The 22,759-nt window shown below is 74.6% G+C and carries 17 protein-coding genes; 11 read left to right on the forward strand and 6 right to left on the reverse strand.

Annotated features, from left to right (window positions below):
* Window positions 1-5: 5 nt before the first annotated feature.
* On the reverse strand, window positions 6-1,220 hold the full coding sequence (gene hppD / locus ACFVVX_RS19605; RefSeq protein ID WP_387947141.1) for a 4-hydroxyphenylpyruvate dioxygenase: 1,215 nt from the start codon (window positions 1,218-1,220) through the stop codon (window positions 6-8).
* Window positions 1,221-1,575: 355 nt separating this feature from the next.
* Window positions 1,576-2,937: a phosphoribosyltransferase family protein gene (locus ACFVVX_RS19610; protein ID WP_387947143.1), complete on the reverse strand. Its 1,362-nt coding sequence runs from the start codon at window positions 2,935-2,937 to the stop codon at window positions 1,576-1,578.
* 344 nt (window positions 2,938-3,281) lie between these two features.
* Between ACFVVX_RS19610 and ACFVVX_RS19615 the strand changes: the two genes are divergently transcribed.
* The 6 genes from ACFVVX_RS19615 (at window position 3,282) to ACFVVX_RS19640 (ending at window position 8,393) form a co-directional block, all read left to right on the forward strand.
* Window positions 3,282-4,487: a sedoheptulose 7-phosphate cyclase gene (locus tag ACFVVX_RS19615; RefSeq protein ID WP_387947259.1), complete on the forward strand. Its 1,206-nt coding sequence runs from the start codon at window positions 3,282-3,284 to the stop codon at window positions 4,485-4,487.
* Between the two features lie 330 nt (window positions 4,488-4,817).
* Complete coding sequence (locus tag ACFVVX_RS19620) at window positions 4,818-5,894, forward strand: hypothetical protein (protein WP_387947145.1); 1,077 nt, start codon at window positions 4,818-4,820, stop codon at window positions 5,892-5,894.
* A 206-nt stretch (window positions 5,895-6,100) separates the two neighbouring features.
* Window positions 6,101-6,532 carry a hypothetical protein gene (locus ACFVVX_RS19625; protein ID WP_387947147.1) on the forward strand — a complete coding sequence of 144 codons (432 nt, stop codon included), beginning with the start codon at window positions 6,101-6,103 and terminating at the stop codon, window positions 6,530-6,532.
* The gene (locus tag ACFVVX_RS19630; RefSeq protein WP_387947149.1) at window positions 6,529-6,939 is read left to right on the forward strand and encodes a hypothetical protein; all 411 of its coding nucleotides are present in this window, start codon (window positions 6,529-6,531) and stop codon (window positions 6,937-6,939) included. The genes ACFVVX_RS19625 and ACFVVX_RS19630 overlap by 4 nt, the downstream gene beginning before the upstream one ends.
* A 265-nt stretch (window positions 6,940-7,204) precedes the next feature.
* A complete protein-coding gene (locus ACFVVX_RS19635; RefSeq protein WP_387947151.1) occupies window positions 7,205-7,978 on the forward strand; it encodes a cupin domain-containing protein in 774 nt (257 codons plus the stop codon).
* Between the two features lie 211 nt (window positions 7,979-8,189).
* A complete protein-coding gene (locus ACFVVX_RS19640; protein ID WP_387947153.1) occupies window positions 8,190-8,393 on the forward strand; it encodes a hypothetical protein in 204 nt (67 codons plus the stop codon).
* An 86-nt stretch (window positions 8,394-8,479) separates the two neighbouring features.
* Here the strand turns inward: ACFVVX_RS19640 and ACFVVX_RS19645 are convergent, their stop codons facing one another.
* A complete protein-coding gene (locus ACFVVX_RS19645; RefSeq protein ID WP_387947155.1) occupies window positions 8,480-10,699 on the reverse strand; it encodes an ATP-binding protein in 2,220 nt (739 codons plus the stop codon).
* Window positions 10,700-11,009: 310 nt separating this feature from the next.
* Between ACFVVX_RS19645 and ACFVVX_RS19650 the strand changes: the two genes are divergently transcribed.
* The 3 genes from ACFVVX_RS19650 to ACFVVX_RS19660 all read left to right on the forward strand — a co-directional run bounded on the left by ACFVVX_RS19650 (window position 11,010) and on the right by ACFVVX_RS19660 (window position 15,772).
* Window positions 11,010-11,651: a response regulator gene (locus ACFVVX_RS19650; RefSeq protein WP_387947261.1), complete on the forward strand. Its 642-nt coding sequence runs from the start codon at window positions 11,010-11,012 to the stop codon at window positions 11,649-11,651.
* Between the two features lie 269 nt (window positions 11,652-11,920).
* Window positions 11,921-14,212 (forward strand): sensor histidine kinase, encoded by a 2,292-nt coding sequence (locus ACFVVX_RS19655; protein ID WP_387947157.1) that lies wholly within the window; start codon window positions 11,921-11,923, stop codon window positions 14,210-14,212.
* Window positions 14,213-14,419: 207 nt separating this feature from the next.
* Window positions 14,420-15,772 (forward strand): M28 family metallopeptidase, encoded by a 1,353-nt coding sequence (locus ACFVVX_RS19660; protein WP_387947159.1) that lies wholly within the window; start codon window positions 14,420-14,422, stop codon window positions 15,770-15,772.
* Between the two features lie 170 nt (window positions 15,773-15,942).
* Here the strand turns inward: ACFVVX_RS19660 and ACFVVX_RS19665 are convergent, their stop codons facing one another.
* Both ACFVVX_RS19665 and ACFVVX_RS19670 read right to left on the reverse strand, forming a co-directional pair.
* Window positions 15,943-17,664 (reverse strand): acyl-CoA dehydrogenase family protein, encoded by a 1,722-nt coding sequence (locus tag ACFVVX_RS19665; protein ID WP_387947161.1) that lies wholly within the window; start codon window positions 17,662-17,664, stop codon window positions 15,943-15,945.
* Complete coding sequence (locus ACFVVX_RS19670) at window positions 17,664-18,359, reverse strand: PadR family transcriptional regulator (protein ID WP_387947163.1); 696 nt, start codon at window positions 18,357-18,359, stop codon at window positions 17,664-17,666. The genes ACFVVX_RS19665 and ACFVVX_RS19670 overlap by 1 nt, the downstream gene beginning before the upstream one ends.
* A gap of 181 nt (window positions 18,360-18,540) precedes the next feature.
* On the opposite strand from ACFVVX_RS19670, the gene ACFVVX_RS19675 reads away from it, so the two are divergent.
* Window positions 18,541-19,011, forward strand: coding sequence for an SPW repeat protein (locus tag ACFVVX_RS19675; RefSeq protein WP_387947165.1), 471 nt, complete (start codon window positions 18,541-18,543; stop codon window positions 19,009-19,011).
* A gap of 160 nt (window positions 19,012-19,171) precedes the next feature.
* On the opposite strand, the gene ACFVVX_RS19680 is transcribed toward ACFVVX_RS19675, so the two are convergent.
* Window positions 19,172-20,584 (reverse strand): class II fumarate hydratase, encoded by a 1,413-nt coding sequence (locus tag ACFVVX_RS19680; RefSeq protein WP_387947167.1) that lies wholly within the window; start codon window positions 20,582-20,584, stop codon window positions 19,172-19,174.
* 350 nt (window positions 20,585-20,934) lie between these two features.
* Between ACFVVX_RS19680 and ACFVVX_RS19685 the strand changes: the two genes are divergently transcribed.
* Window positions 20,935-22,752, forward strand: coding sequence for a cholesterol oxidase substrate-binding domain-containing protein (locus tag ACFVVX_RS19685; protein ID WP_387947168.1), 1,818 nt, complete (start codon window positions 20,935-20,937; stop codon window positions 22,750-22,752).
* Window positions 22,753-22,759 lie beyond the last annotated feature (7 nt).

Consider the following 22,759-nt stretch of genomic DNA (forward strand, 5'->3'; position numbering starts at 1 on the left):
GTCGGTCAGAGGTTGCCGCGACGGTCCTGCTCGCGCTCCAGGGATTCGAAGAGCGCCTTGAAGTTGCCCTTCCCGAAGCCGAGCGAGCCATGCCGCTCGATGAACTCGAAGAACACGGTCGGCCGGTCGCCCTGCGGCTTGGTGAAGATCTGCAGCAGGTAGCCGTCCTCGTCGCGGTCGACCAGGATGCCGCGCTTCTTCAGCTCCTCGACCTCGACGCGGACCTTGCCGATCCGGGCGCGCAGCTCCGGGTCGTCGTAGTACGAGTCGGGGGTGGAGAGGAACTCCACGCCGTTGGCGCGCAGGATGTCGACCGTGCTGAGGATGTCGTTGGTGGCGAGCGCCAGGTGCTGGCAGCCGGGGCCGCCGTAGAACTCCAGGTACTCGTCGATCTGCGACTTCTTCTTGGCGATGGCCGGCTCGTTGAGCGGGAACTTCACCCGGTGGTTGCCGCTGGCGACGACCTTGGACATCAGCGCGGAGTACTCGGTGGCGATGTCGTCGCCGACGAACTCGGCCATGTTCACGAAGCCCATGACGCGGTTGTAGAACCCGACCCACTCGTCCATCCGGCCGAGCTCGACGTTGCCGACCGCGTGGTCCAGCGCCTGGAACAGCCGCTTCGGCTGACCGGCCGGGCGGGTCACCCTGGTCTGGGCGGCCACGAAGCCCGGCAGGTAGGGGCCGTGGTAGCGGGAGCGGTCGACCAGGGTGTGCCGGGTCTCGCCGTAGGTGGCGATGGCCGCGCGGCGCACGGTGCCGTGCTCGTCGGAGACGTCGTTCGGCTCCTCCAGCACGATGGCGCCCTGGGCGCGGGCGTGTGCGATGCACTTGTCGACGTCCGGCACCTCGAGCGCCAGGTCGACGACGCCGTCGCCGTGTCGGCGGTGGTGGTCCAGCAGCGGGCTCTCCGGGGAGACGCCGCCCTTGATCACGAAGCGGCAGGAGCCGGACCGCAGCACGAAGGCCTTGCGGTCGCGCCGGCCGGTCTCCGGACCGGAGTAGGCGACCAGCTCCATGCCGAACACGGCCTGGTAGAAGTGGGCCGTCTGGGTGGCGTTGCCCACGACGAACACGATGGCGTCCTGTGCGATGACAGGGAACGGGTCCGTGGCGGGGTCGTGCTCGACGAGGCCGACGAGGCGGCGCAGCTGCTCGGCGTCGAGACCGGCCTCGCGTTCCTCGGGGGTCAGCTCAAGGGCGTGGGTCTGCGGGGTCATCGGTCGTTCCTCCACATTGAGGCCTCGGCATTGAGGCATCCGCTTGAGGCGGCCGCGCCGCAGGGGTGGGCGGTGCGGCTGAGCGGAGAGCTTGCTCCTGTCGGGGTGGTTGGGCAACAGGTCGGGATTTCACTGTTCAATGTGTACAAGGTGATCAGAAAATCCCCGGGTCGGCTGAACAAATTGTGCTGCCGGAGCGGATGGTTCCGCAGGTCGGTACGGCGGGAGGCTCCGGGCCGAGTGCAGGTCCGCGCCCACGTCCGCGCCCACGTCCGCGCCCACGTCCGGGCCCAGGTCCGCCGGGCCCAGGTCCGCCGGGGTGAGGCCGGGGCCGGGTGCGGTGGGCGCGCGGGCTTCACGGGCTCCCCGGGCGCCGCAGATGCGACAGGAACCAGTCGCCGGCCAGTTCGGCGACCCGGTCCAGGGTGCCCGGCTCCTCGAACAGGTGCCCCGCGTGGGGCACCACCGCGAGTTCACTCTCGCAGCGCAGCCGGGACCGCGCCTGCCGGTTCAGGTCGACCACGGTGCCGTCCCGGGCGCCGACGATCAGCAGGGTCGGCGCGGTGACCTCGGCCAGCAGCTCCGCCCCGGCGAGGTCGGGGCGCCCGCCGCGGGAGACCACGGCGGCCACGCCGTCGCCCAGCCGGGCGGCCGCCCAGAGCGCGGCGGCGGCGCCGGTGCTGGCCCCGAAGAGGCCGAGGGGGAGGCCCTGCAGGAGGCCCTGCGGGAGATCAGGCGGGAGATCGGGCGGGGGGTCGGCGAGCAGTTCGGCGACGGCGGTGAGGCGGGCGCCCAGCAGCTCCACGTCGAAGACCTTGCGCCGGTCCGGCTCCTCGGCCTCGGTGAGCAGGTCGAACAGCAGGGTCGCCAGGCCGGACCGGTTGAGCCGGGTGGCGACGTGGCGGTTGCGCGGGCTGTGGCGGCTGCTGCCGCTGCCGTGCGCGAACACCACGAGGCCGCGCGCGTCCGCCGGGACGGTCAGCAGGCCCGCCAGCCGGACCCCGTCGGCGGGCAGGGCCAGCTCGCGGTCGACGGGTGCGGCGACGAGTCCCCGGCCGGCCGGGCCCTCGCCGCGCGCCTCGGCGAGGATCCGCAGGACCTCGTCGTCGCCGGTCTGCGAGAAGTCGGAGTAGAACTCGCCGATCGCGTAGAACGGCGACGGGGTGAGCACGCAGACCAGCTCGTCGGCGACCTCGGCGAGCCGGTCGGTCCAGTCGGGTGGCGCCACCGGCACCGCCAGGACCACCCGGGCCGCTCCCCGGGCCCGGACGATCCGGCAGGCCGCCTGGGCGGTGGAGCCGGTGGCGATGCCGTCGTCGACCACGAGCACCGTGCGCCCGCGCAGGTCGGCGGGCGGCCGGTCGCCCCGGTAGCGGCGGGCCCGGCGGTCGAGCTCGGCGCGCTCCTGCTCCTCGACGCGGGCCAGCTGGTCGGCGGTGACGCCGGCGAGGCGCATGACGTGGTCGTTGAGCACCCGGACGCCGTCCTCGCCGATCGCCCCCATGCCCAGCTCGGGCTGGTACGGCACGCCGAGTTTGCGGATCACGCAGATGTCGAGCGGGGCGCCGAGCGCGGCCGCCACCTCGGCGGCCACCGGGACGCCGCCGCGCGGCAGGGCGACGACCACGGCGTCGGCGCCGCGCAGGTGGTCCAGGCGGGCGGCCAGTCGGCGGCCCGCGTCGGTGCGGTCGGTGAACCCGGTCCCGGTGACGTGCATGGCGCGGCCTCCGGCTTCCACCGTACGTCGGTCGGACGGCAGGGGCGTCGGCTCCCGGGCCCTGCTTCGGAGCCCTGCTTCGGAGCCCTGCTTCGGGGCCCTGCTTCGGGACCCGGTGGGGTGCCGCGCTGCGGTGCCGCGGTGCGGTGCGAGGCCAGCCGTGGTCGGGCGCGGTCGGGCGCGGGCCGGGGCATCGTCCGGGACGTCTTCCGGGACGTGGACGTGACCTCGCGCCCGTGTGCCCGGGACAGCGGGCACCGGAGGGTGGGGCATGCCGGCCGGGTGCCCCATCCGGTGCCGGAAGGCCTGCACCCGCCCCGACACCACGAGGAGCACCCGTGTCCATGCCCCAGCGCCACCACCGCCCCGGCGGCCCTGCCTCCCTCGGCCTGCCCGCCACCGCGGCGCCGTGCACCGGCCGGACCGCCGCCATCGCGCCCCCTGCCAGCCCCCGGGTGCGCCTCACCCCTGACCTGCTGGACCCGGCCGACCCCGCGCTGGCCCGCGCCGGAGGGCCGCCCGGACCTCGCCTGGTGGTCGTCGAAGCCCGCGTGGACGAGCTCTACGGCCACCGGATCCACGCCTACCTGGCCGCCCGCGGCGTCGAGTACGAAGTCCTGGTCCTGCTCGCCCACGAGCAGCCGAAGACCATGGACTCGGTGTTCCGGGTCGCCGACCGGATGGACTGCTTCGGCACCTCCCGCCGTGGCGACCCGGTCATCGCGATCGGCGGCGGCGCCCTGACCGACGTCGTCGGCCTCGCCTGCAGCCTCTACCGGCGTGCCACCCCGTTCGTCCGGGTGCCCACCACGCTGATCGGACTGGTCGACGCGGGCGTCGGCGCGAGCGCCGGCGCCGACCGCGGCCGCCACGGGAACCGGCTCGGCCCCTACCGCCCGGCCGTCGAGACGCTGCTCGACCCGGCGTTCCTCGCCACCCTCGACCGGCGGCACCTCGCCAACGGGCTCGCCGAGATCCTCAAGGTCGCGCTGATCAAGGACCGGCGGCTGTTCGAGCTGCTGGAACGCCACGGCCGGGACCTCCTCGACGAGCGGTTCCAGGACCCGTGCGCGGGTGCCGTGGTGCTCGCCAGGGCGGTGCGCGGGATGCTCCGGGAACTCCGGTCCGACCTCCGGGAGCACCGCCCGGAACGCCTGACGGACTACGGGCACTCGTTCAGCCCGACGGTCGAGCTGCGCGCGCTGCCCGAACTGCTGCACGGCGAGGCCGTCTGCATCGACATGGCGCTCACCACCGTGCTCGCCGAGCGGCGCGGACTGCTCGACGCGGGGCAGCGCGAGCGCATCCTCCGGCTGATGCGTCGGCTCGAACTCCCGGTCTGGCACCCGCTGCTGGAACCGCTCACGCTGAGCGAGGCGCTGACCGACACCGCCCGCCCGCGTGACGTCCGGCGGCGCCTGCCACTGCCTTCCGGGATCGGCCGGGGGGTGTTCGCCGACGACCTGACGGTCAGTGAGCTGGCTTACTCCGCAGGCGAGTTGAGGCGATGGGCGGCCCACGAGCGGGCAGGGGCCGGGGTCCCCGTGTAGCGCGTCCCCCGCTCCCCGTTCCCCGCTCCCGGCTCCAGACGCGCGGCCGTCCGGCGGCGTCCGGCGGCCGACAGTCGGCGGATCGCAGATGACAGACGGTGAAATCCGTCAGCACAACACCGGCGCGCCACCCTCCTCCTCCCCTCCCCGTGCCCCGGCGCCGATCCCTGCCGGGGCACGGGCCCCGCCTGCCCGGCTGCCCGTCCTCCTCGGACCCCCGCCCCCCGGCCGGACCCAGGAACCGCACGGGTGGACTCGGGCACCGCGGCTCAGGTGCCCGGGGCGTCGGGCGGCTCATCGTGGGTGGTCGGAAGCGGGAGGAGGACCACCATGAGCCCCAGTGTAGGTTTCGAACGACGCATCCAGGCCGGAGCCTCGTACCTCACCCTGGTGGTGCGCAGCGGAGAGGCCTCCTGGCAGGAACTCGCCGACCACCTCGCCGGATTCCACGCCGACCGGTTCGTCATCGCCACCGACGGTGCCGCGCCCGCCGCCTACCTCGCCCGCGTCCGCGCGCTCGCGGCCACCCAGGCGCCCACCACCGTGCAGGACCGGCGGGAGCCGACCCGGCAGACGGACGGCCGGACGGTCGTGATCGCCGTCGGCGGCGAGCAGGCGGGCTGCACCGCCGCGCAGGTCCGCCTGCCGACCACCCTCGCCGCCGCGTGCGGGCCGGCCCTGTCGATGCGCCGCCCGGTCCCGGGACACCCCGAGCCCGTGCTGGTCTGGGTCCGCAGCGACCTCCTGGCCGACCGGCCCGCCCCGGAGACCCGGGCCGGGATGGTCACCGTGATCCGGCACGTCCTGGCCGTCTGCCCGGCGCTGTACGGGTCGCTCGCCAACGCGCTGCGCCCCGAGGCCCGTTACTCCGAGCGAGCCCTCGCCGCCTTCCTCGCCATCTGCGCGGACGCCCGGGCCACGCTGGTCTGCTTCGACCCGTACGAGACCGGCCCGGCGCTGGCCCTGGCCTACGGCCGCAGCCTCGGCGACGCCGTCCGGCGCGTTGGCGACGCATCCGACGGCCTCGCGCTCGCCCCCGGCGACGCCGACGGACTCGGACTGCTGCTGGCGGCCCGGATCGCGGTGCGGCTCGGTCTGCTGGACGCCGCCGACGCCCGGGCCCACTGCGAGCTGCTGGCCCGCAACGGCAGCGCGACCGCGCTCCCGGCCGAGTGGGACACCGCCGCCCTGGCGGACGCCCTGCACACGGCGGCCGAGCCCGGCCTGCTGCTGCTCGGCGGCCTCGGCCGCCCGCGCTGTGCCGACGGCCGGCTGCTGACCCCGGTGTCCGACCCGGTGCTTCGCGCCGCCGCCGCCGAGGGGCCGGCCCTGGCCTCCGTCGCCCGCAGCCGCCGCCCCGCAGTGCAGCCCGTGCCCGTGTCCGTGTCCGTTCCCGTGACCGTCTGAGCCACTCCCGACCGCCGCCCGACCGCCGCCCGACCCCCGTCCGACCGGTGGCCGGGCGGTGTCGGGCCCGGGGGCGGGATCAGGACGGGACCCGGTCCCCGTGTGGCCGGGACGGCAGGCGCCGCACCGTGGAGTCAGAAGCGGACCCCGACAGGCCGCCGAGCAGCACGAGCAGCACGAGCAGCACGAGTAGAAGGAGCCCCACCATGACCGGGACCGTCATCACCGACCTCCGCCGGCGCGGCGCCGTCGACCCCGGCCGGGTGCTCACCGGACCGCTGCGCGCCGTCGGTCTGCAGTGGCTCGACCCGGGCCGCAGCACCGAAGTCGCCTCCGACGGCATCGAGCACGCCCTCTACATCACCGCCGGCTCGGGCACGGCCTCCGTACCCGACCCGGGGCCCGACCCCACCGCCGAGAACGGCGACCCCGCCGACCCGGGCGAGGCGGCCCCCGACACCGCCGTCCCGCTGCTGGAGGGCACCGCCCTGACGCTGCCGCTCGGCACCCGCACCGTCCTGACCGCCGGGACGGCCGGGCTGGAGTACTTCCACGCCATCCTCTCCGTCCCCCGGGCCCCGCAGAATCCCGCCGGCCCGCCGACCCCGCCGACCCCGGAAGAAGGCGAATCACGATGATCGTCACCACCGACTCCGGCTCCGCCGCCGTCATCCTCGGCCCGCACGGGGAGCGCGTCCGCGTCCGCTGCCTCGCGCGGCAGTCCATGGTCGCCAGCGCCTGCGAGTCCTTCGACCAGCTGCGGCTCAGCCCCGGCGCCCACCACGTCCTGCCGGGGCGCGGCGACGCCGAGACCGTGGTCTACGTCCTGCGCGGAGCCGTGCTGGCCGGCGAGGTGGCCGACGAGCCGGAGTACCTGGCGTCCGAAGGCGATCTCCTGCTGGCCCGGCGCGGCCACCCGCTCCAGCTGGACGCCGGCCCGCTGGGCGCCGAACTGCTCTGCCTCACGCTCACCGCCGCGCGCCGTGCCGCGGGGACGAGGGACGCCCTCGTCCGCCGCCGCGCCGAGCGGCGGACCCGGCCGTGAACCCGCGAACCGACGGTCCCGGCAGTCCCGGCAGTCCCGGCAGGGCGGTCACCGCCCTGCGGATCGACGTGCCGCACCGGATGCCCCGGCCCGGGCGCCCCGACCGGGGGTGCCCGGGCCCGGCGCTGCCCTCGGACCTCTCGGACCTCCCAGATTCCTCGAACCTTCCAGACCCCCCAGACCCCTCAGCTCCGCAGGCTCCCCAATGCCGGTCACCGCAGGACCGGTCTGCCGGACGGGCCGACGCCCCAGGAAGCGTGACGTGATGATCCTCGTACCCGCCGCCGTGCCCGGCACGGCCCCCGCGTTCCGCCGGCTGATCGACCCGGAACACCTGCCGTCCGCGCAGGGCGGACTGGTCGTCGAGACCCTGCCGCCCGGCGTGCGGATCGAACAACACCCCTCCCGCGTGGCCGAGTCGGTGACCGTCGTGCTCTCCGGGCGGATCCGCTCGGCCGGGCGGGTGCTCGGTCCGGGGGAGGGCCTCTACCACCCGCCGGGCAGCGCCGGCGGTCTCACCGCGCTGCCGGGCGCACCGGCCGCCATCCTCACCGTCCGGCCGCGAACCGACGCACGGCCGTCACCGGTTGCGCCGACGCCGCTGTCGAAGCGGCCGGAAGCGCCCCGGCCGTACGCCGTCCCGCTGGCGCCCGCTCCCGGCGGCGCCGCGGAGGGTGTCGCCGCCGTCCCGGGTTCGGCCGGTACGGCCGTGCACTGGCTGGCCAGTGCGGAGACGGTGGGCGCCCGACGGATCACCGTCGCGGCCACCACCTTCGGCTCGGGCGGCGGCCACGACCTGCACCGGCACCCGTGCGCGGACGAGTTCTTCCTGGTCGTCTCGGGCGGCGGCCGGCACCTCACCGCGACGGGCGGACTCCACCTCTCCCGTGGGGACTTGGTCTACCTCCCGGCGGGGGAGTGGCACGGATTCCGGACCGACCGGGCCGGCCCCACCACCGCCCTGCACGGCTACCTGGGCGCCCCGAGCCTGGAACGGGCCGGCTACCAGCTCCGCCCCGCCCTCCCGGACGCCGCCTGATGTGCGCCGCGAACCACCGGCCTCCCACCGCCCCGACCGTCACGGCCACCGTCACGGCCACCGGCACCGGCTCCGGCCGGTCCACCGCGTTCGCGCCCCCTTTGGGACCGGAACGGGACGGCGGGCCCATGCGCCCGGGGCGGACCCCCGCGCACAGTGAAGGAAGAGCGGCCGATCGGCTCGACCACTCGGAAGAACTGGAGCGATTCCCATGACAACCAGTACAACGACCAAGGCAGTTCGGATGGCCTCGCTGATCGTCGGCGCCGCCACGGCGGGCCTCGCACTCAGGAGCGCGATCGCCGGCGCCGTCAGGTCGGCCTGTGCCGACGGTTCCCCGGGCACCGGCCTGGTGGCACCGCCGGCCGCGGAAGAACCGAGAAAGTGCGACATCGGCGAGAAGAACTGCCACTGATGCCCGACCCCCTCACCAGGCCTGCCCCCGACACCACCCCGGTGCCGGGGGCAGGCCGTGGGGCGGTGCGGGACCGGCCGGGGCCGTCACTCGCGGGCGGCGTGCGACGGGTAGCGGGGCAGTACGGCGAGCACCCGGGTGCCGTGTTCCAGCGGCCCGACGGTGCAGCGGCCGCCGATCTCCGCGGCCCGGTCCGACATCGAGCGCAGCCCGACCCCGCTGCCCGCTTCCGTCCCGCCCGCGCCCGCTTCCGTCCCGGCCGTGCCGTGCTCGCCGCCCGAGCCGGTCCCGCCCGCAGAGGGAGCGTCGATTTCGCCGCCCGCCGCCGCCGAGCCGCCCGCCGAGCCGCCCGCCGACAGGCCGCGGTACCCGACCCCGTCGTCCTGGACGACGAGGGTCAGCGTCTCGCGCTGCACCTGGACACGGACCTGGGCGGAGTGGGCACGGGCGTGCCGCAGGACGTTGTTGAGGGCCTCCGCGGTGATCCGGTACACGGCCACCTCGACGGCGGCCGGCAGCTCCGGCAGCGGATCGGGGGAGAGCTCCGCCGTGACGGTCAGCCCCGCGCCGTTGAACGTGGCGCTGAGCTGCTGGATCGCCCGGGCCAGTCCGAGCTCGCCGAGCGGCGCCGGCCCCAGCCGGTCGGTGATCCGCCGGACCTCCTTGATGGCCATCGCGAGGTCGCCCGAGATGCCGCGCAGGGTGCCCGAGAGGGGGGCCTGCGCGGCCAGCGCGGCACCGGCGTTGTCCACCCGCAGCCGCAGGCCGGCCAGCGCCGGTCCGAGGCCGTCGTGGATGTCCCGGCGCAGCCAGCGCCGCTCCTCCTCGCGCGCCGCGACGATCTGCTCCCGGCTCGCCTGGAGGTCCTCCTGCAGCCGGAGCGAGGCGACGGCGGGCGAGGCCTGGTCGGCCAGCGAGCGCAGGATGTCCACGTCGCTGGCGTCCAGCCGCTCCTCGCCCGCGCGCAGTCCGACGGTCAACTCCCCGATCACCGTGCCGTGGTGGACCAGCGCGAAGTCCTGACGCGGCCCATCCAGGCGCCCGACGGCGGCCAGCGGGCGCTGTCCGGCCCGGGTGCTGACGGTCAGGGCGACGCCCGGCAGCCGCAGCTCCTGCGCCACCGTGGCGCACAGCGCGGACGGCAGCTGCTGCGGGTCGACGACCTGCCGGACCCGTTCGGCCAGGGTGCGCAGCACCTGGTAGGGCTGGGCGCGCTCGCCGTAGTACAGCCGGTCGACCAGCCCGACGGCCCACCGGGCGGCCCGGGGCAGTCCGGAGCCCAGGGCGAAGACCAGGGCGATCAGGACCAGCGCCGCCGCGCCCCGGCCGGGTACCAGCCAACTGGACAGGACGGCGGCGAACACGACGAACAGCGTGGTCAGCCCGGTGGCGAGGAGCAGTCCGCTGAGGATCCGGCGGGCGGCCCGGTCGAGCCGCCAACCGCCGTCCTTGACGACGAGGTAGGTGATCGCGACGGCCCAGACCACGCCGGCGGCGGCGAACAGCGCGTACGCGAGCCAGTAGTCGTCATCCGGGGCCCGGGTGTAGTAGTCCTGCATCCCGGCCCACAGCAGGTAGGCGCCGAGCATCAGGCCGATGCGCAGCCGGGCCCCGGGCGCGGCGCGCAGCATCCGGGTCAGCAGGACGGCCGCCGCGATTCCGACCAGGACGTAGAACACCTGGTCGTCGTAGCCGCCGAGCCGCTCGTAGGCTGCCATCAGGAACCGGGCCGGCGGGGTGTCCGCCAGCGGGTTCGGGCGGCCGAAGAGTTCGCTCTCGCCCATGTACGACAGGTAGATCGGCGTCTCCCAGAGGGCGACCGCGCCGATGTACCACCACCAGCGCCGGTCGGTCAGCCGCCCCGACGGGAGCCAGAGCGGCAGGACGAAGAACAGGGTCTCGCGGACGGTGTCGCAGACCGCCTTGAGCACGGTGACCGCGCCCACGATGCCCGGATCGGTGACCTCGACCCAGACCGGTGCGGCCGCCGCCTTGGGCAGGATCGCCGCGAGGGCGTAGGCCAGCATGACCCAGCCGAGCGGGCTCCCGGGCCGGTGCGCGTGCAGCAGCATGCCCGCCGCGGCGGTCGGCAGGGCGTAGGCCAGGACGGCCAGCTGGTCGCGGGTCTGGGCCACCCCCGGGTCGCCCAGATGGGCGAGGACGTAGCAGGCCCACAGGGTGGCGAGGGCCAGGCACAGGGACATGACGGCGGCCGCCGCGCTGAGCTGGCGCCGGGCGCGGCGGTCGGGGTCGGGGCGCCGGGGGCGGGCGGGCGTCCGAAAACGGGGAGAGGTCACCGTGGTCATGGCACCGCCTCGAAACGGGCTGGGGATGTGGTCCACCGACGGCCGTACGCCGGGCACAGTTACCAGTGTGGGCGGCCCGCCGTCCCGGGCGCATGGGGCAGCGGTCTCGAACTCCGGTCCCGCGCCTCCTGCGACCGGCCGGGGCACCCGCCGGAGTGGCCGGTCGGAGCGCGGAGCCCGGGCCGGCCGGGCGCCGGACCGGGTCACGTTAAGTCACCGGTTCATCGCTGGTAGTGTCGGCCGGGTGGACGAAGAGCAGCGGGTTCAACAACCGGACGAGCAGCGGGACGGCCCGCGGGGCGACTCGACCGTGCGGGTACTGATCGTCGACGACCACCCGCTGTTCCGGGAGGGCCTGAAGGCCGCGCTGGAGAGCGCCGAGGGCATCGCCGTGGTCGCGGAGGCCGAGCGGGTCGCGGAGGTGCCCGAGGCGGTCGCCAGGTCCGGCCCGGACGTGGTCGTGATGGACCTCTCGCTGCCGGACGGCTCCGGGCTGGAGGCCGCCCGGCTGCTCTCCGCCCGGCAGCCCGCCCCGCCGGTGTTGATGCTGACCATGGCCGACGACGACGGCAGCCTGCTCGCCGCCCTCCAGGCGGGCGCGCGCGGCTACCTGGTCAAGGGCGCCGGACGCGAGGAGGTGCTGCACGCGGTGCGGACGGTCGCGGCGGGCGGGGCGGTGTTCGGCGCGGACGTGGCCGGCCGGATCACCGCCCTGCTGGCGGGGGCCCGGCTGCGCGAGGCGGGGCAGCTGTTCCCGGCGCTGACCGCCCGGGAGGCGGAGGTGTTGGACCTGGTGGCGCGCGGCCTGGACAACCGCCGGATCGCCCGCGAGCTGGTGGTGGCGGAGAAGACGGTCCGCAACCACGTCACCCACATCTTCGAGAAGCTGCACGTCGCGACGCGCGCCGAGGCCGTGGCCCGGGCCCGCGACATGGGCCTCGGCGACAGCTGACCTCCGGCGCGGAACCCGGAACCGGCGGGACACCCGGGGCTGGACACCCCGAACCGGACGGCCGCGGTCGGACGCCCGAGCAGGACGGCCCGAGCGGGAGGGCCCGAGCAGGACGGCCCGCGACCCGGGGCCGGGACCCGACCGCCGCCCCGGGCGCCCGGGACGGCGGGCCGCCGATGATGCCGGTGCGAGCAGGTGCGAGCCGGTGCGGGAGGCAGGCACGGCGAGGAGGTGCGGGCGAGGTGCGGGCGACCTACGAGGAAGGTGCGATGGGCGAGCGAACCGGGCGACTCCGGCAGGCCGGGCCGACCGGACGGGCCCCGGACCCCCGCCCGCCCCTCGGGCGCGGACCGGCCCCGGCCGCCCGGCCCGGCACCCCGGCCGCCTGGGCCTGCGTCGCGACCCTGCTCAGCGGGCTCGGCTGGGTGCTGCTCGTCCTCACCCACCTCGACGACGCCTGGGCGAGCCCGTACTTCACCTACGACGGCGAGACCGTCCTGCTCGGCTTCGGCTTCGCCCTCTCCGGCCTGCTCGTGCTCTCCCACCACCCCTCCCAGTCCCAGCCCCCTGCCGAACCCCGCGCCGCCCTCCCCGGCGCCGCCGCTCCGCCCGGCCCCGTCACCGGCCCCGTCACCCCGCCCGGCCCGGCCGGCCGCAGCCTCGGCCGGCTGATGCTCGCGGCCGGCCTCGGCGGCTGCCTGTCCCGCTTCACCCTGTTCGCGGTGGCCGCCACCGACGCCGGGCCCGTCGCGCAGGCCCTCGCGACCGCCCTGCTGTTCGGCTCGGTGGCCCTGTTCATCTTCCTCGCCATCGCGCTCCCGCTCTGGCTCCCGGACGGCCGGCTGCCCGGCGGCCGCTGGGGCCCGCCGTACATCGCCGCGCTCGCCGTGTGGAGCTGCCTGCACGCCTACACGGCCCGCGCGACCAGACCGCTCCCGTACATCGGCGACGTGCCGGTCCCGGCCGGCCGCGGACTCCTGGGCGGAGGGCTGCCCGGCGACGGGCTGCCGCTCGGCGAGGACCAGACCGTCGTCATCTCCTCCGCCCTCGCCGTCGTCAGCCTCGTCGTGGCGGCCGTCCGCTGGCGGCGCTCGTCCGGGCCGCACCGCGCCGTCGCGGCCGTTCTGGCGCCCTACCTGGTCTGGCTGATCACCACCAACACCGCGACCAGACTGGGCGGTTCCGAGGGCCTCGCCGCAGTCGTCTACTTCACCGGCTCGGCCCTGTGGATGCTCGGCGCGGTCGGCTACGCCTTCACCCGGGACCGCTCCGGCTACCTGGACCGCGCCACCCGCCGGATGCTCAGCGTCCTCGCCCTCACCGCCCTGCTGATCGCCGGCTACCTCGGCATCGCCCTGCTGCTGCGCCACGCCCTGCCCGAGGCCAGCACCACCGGCGCCCAACTGCTCGCCGCCGGCGCCCTCGCCATCGGCGGACTGCTCGGCCCGACCACCCGCTGGGTGGTGCGCGCCGTCGACCGGTTCTACTACGGCGACCGCGCCCGCCCCTACCAGGTGGTGCGGGAGCTCGCCGAACGGCTGAGCCGCGCCGTCAGCCCGGCCGACGCGCCGCCGCTGCTCTGCGACACCGTGGTCAACGCCCTCGGCCTGCCCGGCGCCCGGGTCGTCCTGCACACCAGCGGCGGACCGCACGAACTCGCCTCGGTCGGCGCGACCGGCCCCGACAGCCAGGTCTTCCCGCTCAGTTACGAGGGCGCCGTGATCGGCGACCTCTACGCGCCGCCGCGCGCCGGCCAGGCCGTCCTGGACGCGCAGGACCACGAGGTGCTGCGCTTCCTCGCCGACCAGGCCGCGCCGGCGATCGCCTCGCTGCGGATGTACGAGGAACTCCAGGCCGGGCGGCGGCAGATCGTCCTCGCCCGGGAGGAGGAGCGGCGCCGGCTGCGCCACGACCTGCACGACGGGCTAGGGCCGACGCTGTCCGGGCTGCGGCTCGGCGTCGACACCGCCCGGGCCGCCGTCCCCGAGGACTCCCCGGCCGCCCGCTCCCTGGGCGCGGTCTCCGCCGGGATCGGCCAGGCGATCGTCGAACTGCGCCGGATCACCGAGGGGCTGGCGCCCGCCGCGCTCGCGGGCGAGGGGCTGGCGGGAGCGCTGCGCCGCCTGGTCGCCGGGCTGGACGGGCGCGAGGTGCGGATCAGCCTGGAGCTCGACCCCGATCCGCCGCCCGCCCTGCCGGCGGCCGTCGAGGTGGCGGTGCTGCGGATCAGCGGCGAGGCGTTGAACAACGTGCTGCGCCACTCGGGCGCCGCCCGGGCCCGGTTGGCGCTGCGGGTGTGTCCGGACGAGGTGGTGGTCGAGGCCCGCGACGACGGCCGCGGGTTCCCCCAGGAGGCCGACCGGATCGGCGGGCGGCGCTTCGGCGCGGGCCTCGGGCTGCGCTCGATGGCCGACCGCGCCGAGGAGTTGGGCGGCAGCTTCCGCGCCGTCAACCAGGACGGCGGCGCGCTGATCCGGGCGGTGCTGCCGCGGACACCGGTCGTGCCCGAAGCGGGCGGTCCGACCACGGATGGTTCCGGCTGTCCTTCGTGGACCTCTTGACGGAACCCGGACTTGGCCCAATCATCATGGTCGCGTCAACTTTGCGGCTGTGAACTCCGAAGCTGTTCCCCTCACTTCACCGGACCCCGATCCGGATCCTGATCCGGACCTCGATCCGGACGTCCGGACTCCGGCCCGGGGCCCGCCCGGACTCCCAGCCGCCAGGTGCCGCGCTTCCGTTCTGCCCCACCAGAATCTGGAGCCTCCATGACCGAGCGCGCCCCGCGGCGATCCCGCCTGCGCCGATCCGCCCTCTCGACCGGGGCGGTCGTCACACTCGCCGCCGCCCTGTTCGCCCCCGCCGCCGTCGCGGCCCCACCGTCCCCCGCGCCCGCCGAAGCCCGTCAGAGCGCGGTCGCGGCCCCGGACATCCCCGTCGCCAACGTCAAGGCCCACCTGGCCCAGCTGCAGTCGATAGCCACCGCCAACGGCGGCAACCGCGCCCACGGCCGTACCGGCTACAAGGCGTCGATCGACTACGTCAAGGGCAAGTTGGACGCGGCGGGCTTCACCACCGCGCTGAAGACCTTCAGTTACAACGGCTCGACCGGTTACAACCTGATCGCCGACTGGCCGGGCGGCGACACCTCGCACGTCATCATGGCCGGCGCCCACCTGGACTCCGTCACCGGCGGCCCGGGCATCAACGACAACGGCTCCGGCTCGGCCGGCATCCTGGAGACGGCGCTGGCGGTCTCCCGCGCCGGCCTCCAGCCCACCAAGCACCTGCGGTTCGGCTGGTGGGGCGCCGAGGAGTACGGCATGGTCGGCTCCAAGAACTACGTCAACAGCCTTTCGGCCACTGACCGTTCGAAGATCGAGACCTATCTGAACTTCGACATGATCGGCTCGCCCAACCCGGGCTACTTCACCTACCGCTACGACACCGCGCTGGACGCGCTGTTCCGCGACTACTTCGCGGGCCTGGGCATCAGCACCGAGCAGGACTTCGAGGGCGACGGCCGCTCCGACCACGCCCCGTTCCAGGACGCGGGCATCCGGGTCGGCGGCCTGTTCAGCGGCGCCGACTACACCAAGACGGCCGCCCAGGCGGCCAAGTGGGGCGGGACGGCGGGCCAGGCCTTCGACCGCTGCTACCACTCCTCCTGCGACACCAGCGCCAACATCAACGACACGGCGCTGGACCGGATGAGCGATGCCATCGCGTACGCGGTCTGGACGCTCTCGGCCGGCACCACCACCCCGCCCACCGGGACGGTCTTCGAGAACGCCAATGACGTCCAGATCCCGGACTACGGCGCGGCGGTGACCTCGGACATCGCGGTGACCGGGCGGACCGGCAACGCGCCGGCCGCCCTCCAGGTGGGCGTGGACATCAAGCACACCTGGCGCGGCGACCTGGTGATCGACCTGGTGGCACCGAACGGCACCACCTTCCGGCTGAAGAACTCCAGCGGCAGCGACTCCGCCGCCAACGTGGTCACCACCTACTCGGTGGACGCCTCGGCGGTGCCGGCCAACGGCACCTGGAAGCTCAAGGTCCAGGACGTGGGCCGGCAGGACACCGGCTACGTCGACAGCTGGAAGCTGACCTTCTGAACCGGCCGGCGACCACCACCGGCCTGAGAGGCCTGCCAGGGCTGAGAGGCCTGAGAGGCCCGGCAGGCTGAAGCGGCCGCCACGGCCGAACCTGCCGAACGAGGGACCCGAAAGAAGGAGGGGGTGCCGGCCGCCGCCGGCACCCCCCGTCCCATCGGGCCGCGCGGCCGCTACGGCTGCATCTCGTAGGCGCCCGACAGCGCCTCGACCCGCGCCCACACCCGGGCCGCGCGCTCGCCGTCCGCGACCGGGCGGCGCACGTGCGCCAGGGCCCACGCCGCCTGCTCCGGCGAGGTGGAGGCCTTGCCGTGCAGCTCGGTGGAGTGCGCGGAGAAGTCCCGGACCAGCGCGTCGAAGATCTGGTCCAGCACCTCCTCCTCCAGGCCGGTCAGCGCGGCCTGCTCCAGCACCAGCTGGCCGTAGACGACCAGCGCGAACAGCTGGCCGATCTCCAGCAGGAAGTCCAGGTCCGCCTGCTGCTCCGCGCTGGGGGCGTGCTTCAGCAGCAGCTCGCAGAAGCCGTCGGCCTGCTCCCGGAAGCGGGCGACGTTCGGGACGTGCCCGTGCGCGTCGTACGCGGTGCGCCAGTCGTGGAAGCGGATCGCGCCGAGGCCGCGCGCCGGGCCCTGGCGGAACAGGAACTCGTCGTCGGCGGCGTCCAGCCGGGTCGGCACCGGCGCGTAGTCGGCCGGGTTGAACAGGTAGTTGCCCATGAACTTGAGGATCAGCGCCAGGTTGACGTGGACGGTGCCCTCCAGCTTCGGCAGGCCGCGGATGTCCTTCGCCGCCTTGTCGAAGTAGGTGTCCGCCTCGAAGCCCTTGGCCGCGATGACGTCCCACATCAGGTCGATGACCTTCTCGCCCTCGGTGGTGACCTTCATCTTGGTCATCGGGTTGAACAGCAGGTAGCGCCGGTCCTCGGGGGAGGCGGTGCGGAAGTAGTCGACGGCGCGGTCGCTGAACAGCTTCATCGCGACCAGGCGGGCGTAGGCGTCCGTCAACTCCCGGCGCACGTGCGGGAAGTCGGTGACCTTCTTGCCGTACAGCACCCGGTTGTGGGCGTGCGTGACGGCCTCGTACATCGCGTGCTCGCAGATGCCGACCGACGCCGTGCAGAGGTTGAACTTGCCGACGTTGACGGTGTTCAGCGCCGCGTCGAAGGCCGCCTTGCCGGTGTGCAGCACGTCCTCGGCGCGCACCGGGTAGTCCTCCAGGCGGAACTCGCTGACGTACATCTGCGCGTTCACCACGTTCTTGACCAGGTGGTACGCCTCGTGCCGGCTGTCGGCGGCGAAGAAGACGTAGCCCTCCGGGCCCTCGACGTCCGAGCGGCGGCCGAACACCGAGACCAGGCCGGCGACGTTGCCGTTGCCGATGTAGTACTTGGGGCCGGTGGCGGTGAAGCCGCCCTCGCCGTCCGGGGTGAGGATCATGTCCGTGGAGTAGATGTCGGCGCCGTGGCTGCGCTCGGAGAGGCCGAACGCCATCACGTGACCGTCCGTCAGCAGCTGGGCGGCGCGGGCCCGGACGGCCTCGTTCTCGCTCTGCCAGACCGGGCCGAGGCCGAGGATGGTGACCTGCCAGGTGTACCAGTAGCCGAGTCCGTAGAAGCCGAGGATCTCGTTCAGCTCGGCGATCCGCGCGGTGTCCCAGCGCTTGCCGGAGGTCTCCGGGTCGCCCGAGGGATCGGCCGAGGCGGGCGTCAGGAACTGGGCGAACAGGCCCTCCCGCGCCGCGAACTCGAGGAAGTCGCCGTACCAGCTGCGGTCGATGTAGGTGTCGATCAGCGCCTTCTTGCCGCGGGACTCGAACCAGTCCACGGTCGCGCGCAGCAGCCGGCGGGTCGGCTCGTCGAACTGCGCGGGGTCGTAGGTACGCGGGTTGAAGAGCATCACGGGCTCCCGGGGGTCGAGGGTGGGGTGCCGTCCGGGCGGTTCCGGGCGGCGAGGCGGTGCAGGGTGGCGAGCACGTCGTCCAGCCAGGCGAGGGTCATCCGCTCGTACTCGATGCCGCCGCGCAGCACCACGTGCTGCAGCTCCTGGCGGGCGTCGAGCGGGGCGCGGTCGCGGTCCCCGCCGTCACGCGGGTCGTGGCCGGAGCGGCCAGAGCGGCCGGAGAGGCCGGAGAGGCCTGGGCCGTCTGGGAGGCCTGGGAGGCCGGCCGGGCCCCGGTCGGGGAAGTCGCGCTGCTCGCCGTGCAGATAGCGGGCCAGCAGGGCGGCGTGGCCCTCGCGGTGCCGTTCGACCTCGGAGATCAGCGCGGCCGGGTCGTCGAAGGCCGCGGCGCGGATCTTGACCGCCAGCTCGTGCCGGACGGTCTCCGCCTCGACCGGTTCGCGCAGCCAGCCGGCCAGTGCCTTCCGGCCCGGGTCGGCCGCCGAGTACACCTTCTTGTCCGGCCGGCCGTCCTGGGCGACCTCCTCGGCCGCGATCCAGCCGTCCGTCTCCATCCGCCGCAGCACCCGGTAGATCTGCTGGTGGGTGGCGGTCCAGAAGCGTCCGATGGAGCGGTCGAAGCGCCGGGCCAGCTCGTAGCCGGAGCCGGGTTGCTCCAGCAGCGAGACGAGGATCGCGTGCTCCAGTGCCATGCCCCGCATCCTGCTATGCAACGAGTTGCATAGGCAATGGTCGCGGGCCCGGGTGAGACGCAGCTCACCGGCGGGCGGCGGGCAGGGTAGCTTCCCGGTCGAAATGGTGCAAAACGGCAGATCGGCGCCAGAATGGTATGGGCAAGCGCCTTCCATGTGCCAGACCTAGGAGGTGGTATCGGTGTCTACCCAGATTCCGATGGGCATGGAGCATCATCCGGACATCGTCGAACTACGGGAGCACTACGAGCGGGTCACCCTCACCCCGCGGGCCCAGGGCGTCGAGGCCCTGGCCACACTGGCCGGCCTCTTCCTGGCGGCCTCGCCCTGGATCGTCGGCTTCACCGCCTTCAGCACGCTGACCGTCACGTGCCTGATCGTCGGCCTGGCCTACACCCTGCTGATGGCCGGCTACGGCTCCGCCTACGAGCGCACCCACGCCCGGGCATGGGCGGCGACGGTGCTCGGTGCCTGGACGATCATCTCCCCCTGGGTGGTCTCCGGTGAGGTGGCCCGGGGCAAGAACATCGTGGTCTGCCTGATCACCGGCGCCGTGATGTTCCTGCTCGGACTCGCGGCGATCTCGATGGCCACCATGACGTCGAACGGAGCGTCGATGCGGCGCGGCCAGGCAGGTCGCGCGAAGGGCTGACCCGAAGGGCCGACCTCCGGGGAACCCCGGTCGGTCCGGAACCCGGGGCGCGGAGCGGCGATGCCGCCCTCCGCGCCCCGGCGGCGTCCCGGGCCGCGGGCCGCCGGGGTGCGGTGCGGCCCGCCGGGGTGCGGTTCGGCGGGGTGTGGGACCGAAGCGGCTACGGGCGGGTCATCCGCAGGACGTCCAGCGCCTCGTCCAGCTGCTCCAGGGTGAGCCTGCCCTGCTCCACGTAGCCCTGCTCCAGGACGACCTGGCGGATGGTCTTGCGCTCGGCCAGCGCCCGCTTGGCGACCTTGGCGGCCTCCTCGTAGCCGATGTACCGGTTCAGCGGGGTGACCACCGAGGGCGAGGACTCCGCGTACTCCCGGGCCCGCTCGACGTTGGCGGTGATGCCGTCCACCGCCCGGTCGGCCAGCAGCCGGGCGGAGTTGGCGAGCAGCCGGATCGACTCCAGCACGTTGCGGGCGATCACCGGGAGCATCACGTTGAGCTCGAAGTTGCCGCTGGCGCCGGCCACCGTGACGGTGGCGTCGTTGCCGACGACCTGGGCCGCGACCATCAGCACCACCTCGGGCAGCACCGGGTTGACCTTGCCCGGCATGATCGACGAACCCGGCTGCAGATCCGGCAGGTTGATCTCGCCGAGCCCGGTGCGCGGGCCCGAGCCCATCCACCGCAGATCGTTGGCGATCTTGGTGAAGCCGACCGCGACGGTCCGCAGCTGGCCGCTCAGCTCCACCAGGCCGTCCCGGGCGCCCTGCGCCTCGAAGTGGTCGCGGGCCTCGGTCAGCGGCAGTCCGGTGGCGCGGGCCACCTCCTCGATCACGGCTGCGGCGAACCCCGGCGGGGTGTTGATGCCGGTACCCACCGCCGTGCCGCCCAACGGCAGTTCGGCGACCCGGGGGAGCGTGGCCAGCAGCCGCTCCCGCCCGTGCCGGACCTGCGCCGCGTACCCGGCGAACTCCTGGCCGAGGGTGACGGGCGTGGCGTCCATCAGGTGCGTCCGGCCGGACTTCACCACCTGCGAGAACTCCGCCGCCTTGCGCTCCAGCGCCTCCGCCAGGTGCTCCAGCGCCGGGATCAGGTCGTGCGTGACGGCGGCGGTGGCCGCGATGTGGATCGAGGACGGGAACACGTCGTTGGAGGACTGGCTCGCGTTGACGTGGTCGTTCGGGTGGACCGGCCGGCCGAGCCGCTCGCCGGCCAGGGTGGCGAGCACCTCGTTGGTGTTCATGTTGGAGGACGTTCCCGAGCCGGTCTGGAACACGTCCACCGGGAACTGCGCGTCCCAGCGGCCCTCCGCGACCTCCTCGGCGGCCGCCGCGATCGCCTCGGCCGTCTCCTCCTCCAGCACCCCGAGCCGGGCGTTCACCCGGGCCGCGGCCGCCTTGATCCGGGCCAGGGCGGCGATGTGCGCCCGCTCCAGGCGCTGGCCCGACACCGGGAAGTTCTCCACCGCCCGCTGCGTCTGGGCCTGCCACTTCGCCGCGGCCGGCACCCGCACCTCGCCCATCGAGTCGTGCTCGGTCCGGTACTGCTGCCCGTCGCCCGTCACGTCCTGGTCACCCATCGCGCGCCACACCTCCTGGTCGGCCTGATCCGTTTCCGATCACGACAGCCCCGCCGCCGCCCCGGGTATTTCCCCCCGGGGAGAGCGCCGCGAACAGGGCGCACCGGAACGGCTGCCGGCCCGGCTGCCGGGCCGTCGGCGGGGCCGGGACCGGCGGGTGATGATCACCACCACCCGGGCCGGCCGGGGGCGGAATGGGCGATCTTCACTCGAACGAGTGAACACCATGTGAAGATCGCGACCATTCGCCCCGCAACCGGACGCCCGGGTTCGTACGCTCGCCCGGGCACCGGGCGAATGATCACCGATGATCACCGGGGCGGGACCACCACCGAGCAGAGGGCGGACGCATGACGACGGGACGGCGACACGGGGACGGCCTCAACCGGCGGGAGCTGCTGGGAGCCTCGGCGGCGCTCGGTGGCGCGGCCTGGCTGCTCCGCGGGACGCTCGCGCCGGGCAGCGCCGAGGCGACCGCGCCGGTACCGCCCGCACTGCCGGCCGGCACCGAGCTCTACCAGCGGGTGTACGAGAACTGGGCCGGCGAGATCCGCACCGACCAGCTCTGGACCTGCGCCCCGCGCACCCCCGAGGAGGTCCCCGCCCTCGCCGACTGGGCCCACGCCAACGGCTGGCGGCTGCGCGCCCACGGCCACCGGCACACCTGGGCGCCGCTCACCGTCGCCGACGCGACCCCCGGGTCGGCCCGCGTCCTGCTGCTCGACACCAGCCGCCACCTGACCGCCATCACCGCGGACTCCCCGGCCACCGTCCGGGTCCAGACCGGCGCCACGATGGAGGACCTGCTCGCCCACCTCGCCGCCCGCGGCCTCGGCGTCACCGCCTGCCCCGCGCCCGGCGAACTCACCGTCGGCGGCGTCCTCGCCATCGGCGGCCACGGGACCGCCGTCCCCGCCGCCGGCGAGACCCGTCCCGACGGCCACGGCTACGGCTCGCTCAGCAACCAGGTCACCCGGCTCACCGCCGTCGTCCACGACCCGGCCACCGGCCGCTACGCGCTGCGCACCTTCGACCGCGCCGAGGCCGACAGCGCCGCCTTCCTCGTCCACCTCGGCCGGGCCTTCGTGACCGAGGTCGTCCTGCGCGCCGGAGCCGACCGGCCGCTGCGCTGCGTCAGCCGGCTGGACATCCCGGCGACCGAGCTGTTCGCCCCGCCCGGCACGGCCGGCCGCCCCCGCACCTTCGCCGACTTCGTCGACCGCGACGGACGCGCGGAGGCCATCTGGTTCGCCTACACCGACCGCCCCTGGCTGAAGACCTGGACGCTCGCCCCGAACCGCCCCTTCGGCTCCCGCTCCGTGGACGAGCCCTACAACTACCCCTTCTCCGACAGCATCCCGGAACCCGTCGCCCGACTGGCCGGCCAACTCGTCTCCGGCACCTGGGCATCGGCCCCGCTCTTCGGCCAACTCCAGTACCTCGTCGCCAAAGTGGCACTCACCGGCGACATCACCGACGTACTGCTCTCCGGCGGACTGATCCGCGACCTGCTCACCGGCGAGATCCTCACCCACCTGCTGGCCGGCGGCCTGCGCTCCGACCTCTGGGGCCCCTCGCGCACCCTGCTGCAGTACGTCCGCCCCACCACCCTGCGGGTCACCGCCAACGGCTACGCTGTCCTCGCCCGGCGCGCCGACCTGCAGTGGGTGGTCTCCGAATTCGCCGCCTACTACCGGCAGTTGCTGGACACCTACCGGGCGCGCGGCGAGTTCCCGGTGAACGGCGCGGTGGAGATCCGGGTCACCGGCCTGGACGACCCCGCCTCGTCCGGGGTGCCCGGCGCCCGGCCGCCCCTGCTCTCGGCCCTGCGTCCCCGCCCCGACCGCCCGGAGTGGGACACCGCCGTCTGGATCGACATCCTCAGCCTGCCCGGCACCCCCGGACTCCACCGGTTCTACCGGGAGATCGAACAGTTCCTGCTGCGCACCTTCGACGGCGGCCGGGCCGGACTGCGCGTCGAGTGGTCCAAGGGCTGGGCCTACACCGACGACGCCGCCTGGGCCGATCCGGACGTGCTCGGCCGGGTCATCCCCGCCGGGCACCGGGCCGGCGGCGGCGCGGGCTGGGACGAGGCGGTCGCCGTGCTGGACCGCCACGACCCGCACCGGGTGTTCGGAAACGCCTTCCTGGACGGGCTGTTGAGGTGAGCCGGTC

The sequence above is a fragment of the Kitasatospora sp. NPDC058170 genome, assembly GCF_042883905.1.
Lineage (GTDB): Bacteria > Actinomycetota > Actinomycetes > Streptomycetales > Streptomycetaceae > Kitasatospora.

Bases quoted from the DNA above. Each gene is read 5' to 3' on its own strand.
- ACFVVX_RS19615 (WP_387947259.1), top strand. From the start codon at position 3,282: ATGCCCCAGCGCCACCACCGCCCCGGCGGCCCTGCCTCCCTCGGCCTG.
- ACFVVX_RS19630 (WP_387947149.1), top strand. From the start codon at position 6,529: ATGATCGTCACCACCGACTCCGGCTCCGCCGCCGTCATCCTCGGCCCG.
- ACFVVX_RS19660 (WP_387947159.1), top strand. From the start codon at position 14,420: ATGACCGAGCGCGCCCCGCGGCGATCCCGCCTGCGCCGATCCGCCCTC.
- hppD (WP_387947141.1), bottom strand. From the start codon at position 1,220: ATGACCCCGCAGACCCACGCCCTTGAGCTGACCCCCGAGGAACGCGAG.
- ACFVVX_RS19655 (WP_387947157.1), top strand. From the start codon at position 11,921: ATGGGCGAGCGAACCGGGCGACTCCGGCAGGCCGGGCCGACCGGACGG.
- ACFVVX_RS19680 (WP_387947167.1), bottom strand. From the start codon at position 20,584: ATGGGTGACCAGGACGTGACGGGCGACGGGCAGCAGTACCGGACCGAG.
- ACFVVX_RS19610 (WP_387947143.1), bottom strand. From the start codon at position 2,937: ATGCACGTCACCGGGACCGGGTTCACCGACCGCACCGACGCGGGCCGC.
- ACFVVX_RS19665 (WP_387947161.1), bottom strand. From the start codon at position 17,664: ATGCTCTTCAACCCGCGTACCTACGACCCCGCGCAGTTCGACGAGCCG.
- ACFVVX_RS19670 (WP_387947163.1), bottom strand. From the start codon at position 18,359: ATGGCACTGGAGCACGCGATCCTCGTCTCGCTGCTGGAGCAACCCGGC.
- ACFVVX_RS19635 (WP_387947151.1), top strand. From the start codon at position 7,205: ATGATCCTCGTACCCGCCGCCGTGCCCGGCACGGCCCCCGCGTTCCGC.
- ACFVVX_RS19640 (WP_387947153.1), top strand. From the start codon at position 8,190: ATGACAACCAGTACAACGACCAAGGCAGTTCGGATGGCCTCGCTGATC.
- ACFVVX_RS19620 (WP_387947145.1), top strand. From the start codon at position 4,818: ATGAGCCCCAGTGTAGGTTTCGAACGACGCATCCAGGCCGGAGCCTCG.
- ACFVVX_RS19645 (WP_387947155.1), bottom strand. From the start codon at position 10,699: ATGACCACGGTGACCTCTCCCCGTTTTCGGACGCCCGCCCGCCCCCGG.
- ACFVVX_RS19685 (WP_387947168.1), top strand. From the start codon at position 20,935: ATGACGACGGGACGGCGACACGGGGACGGCCTCAACCGGCGGGAGCTG.
- ACFVVX_RS19625 (WP_387947147.1), top strand. From the start codon at position 6,101: ATGACCGGGACCGTCATCACCGACCTCCGCCGGCGCGGCGCCGTCGAC.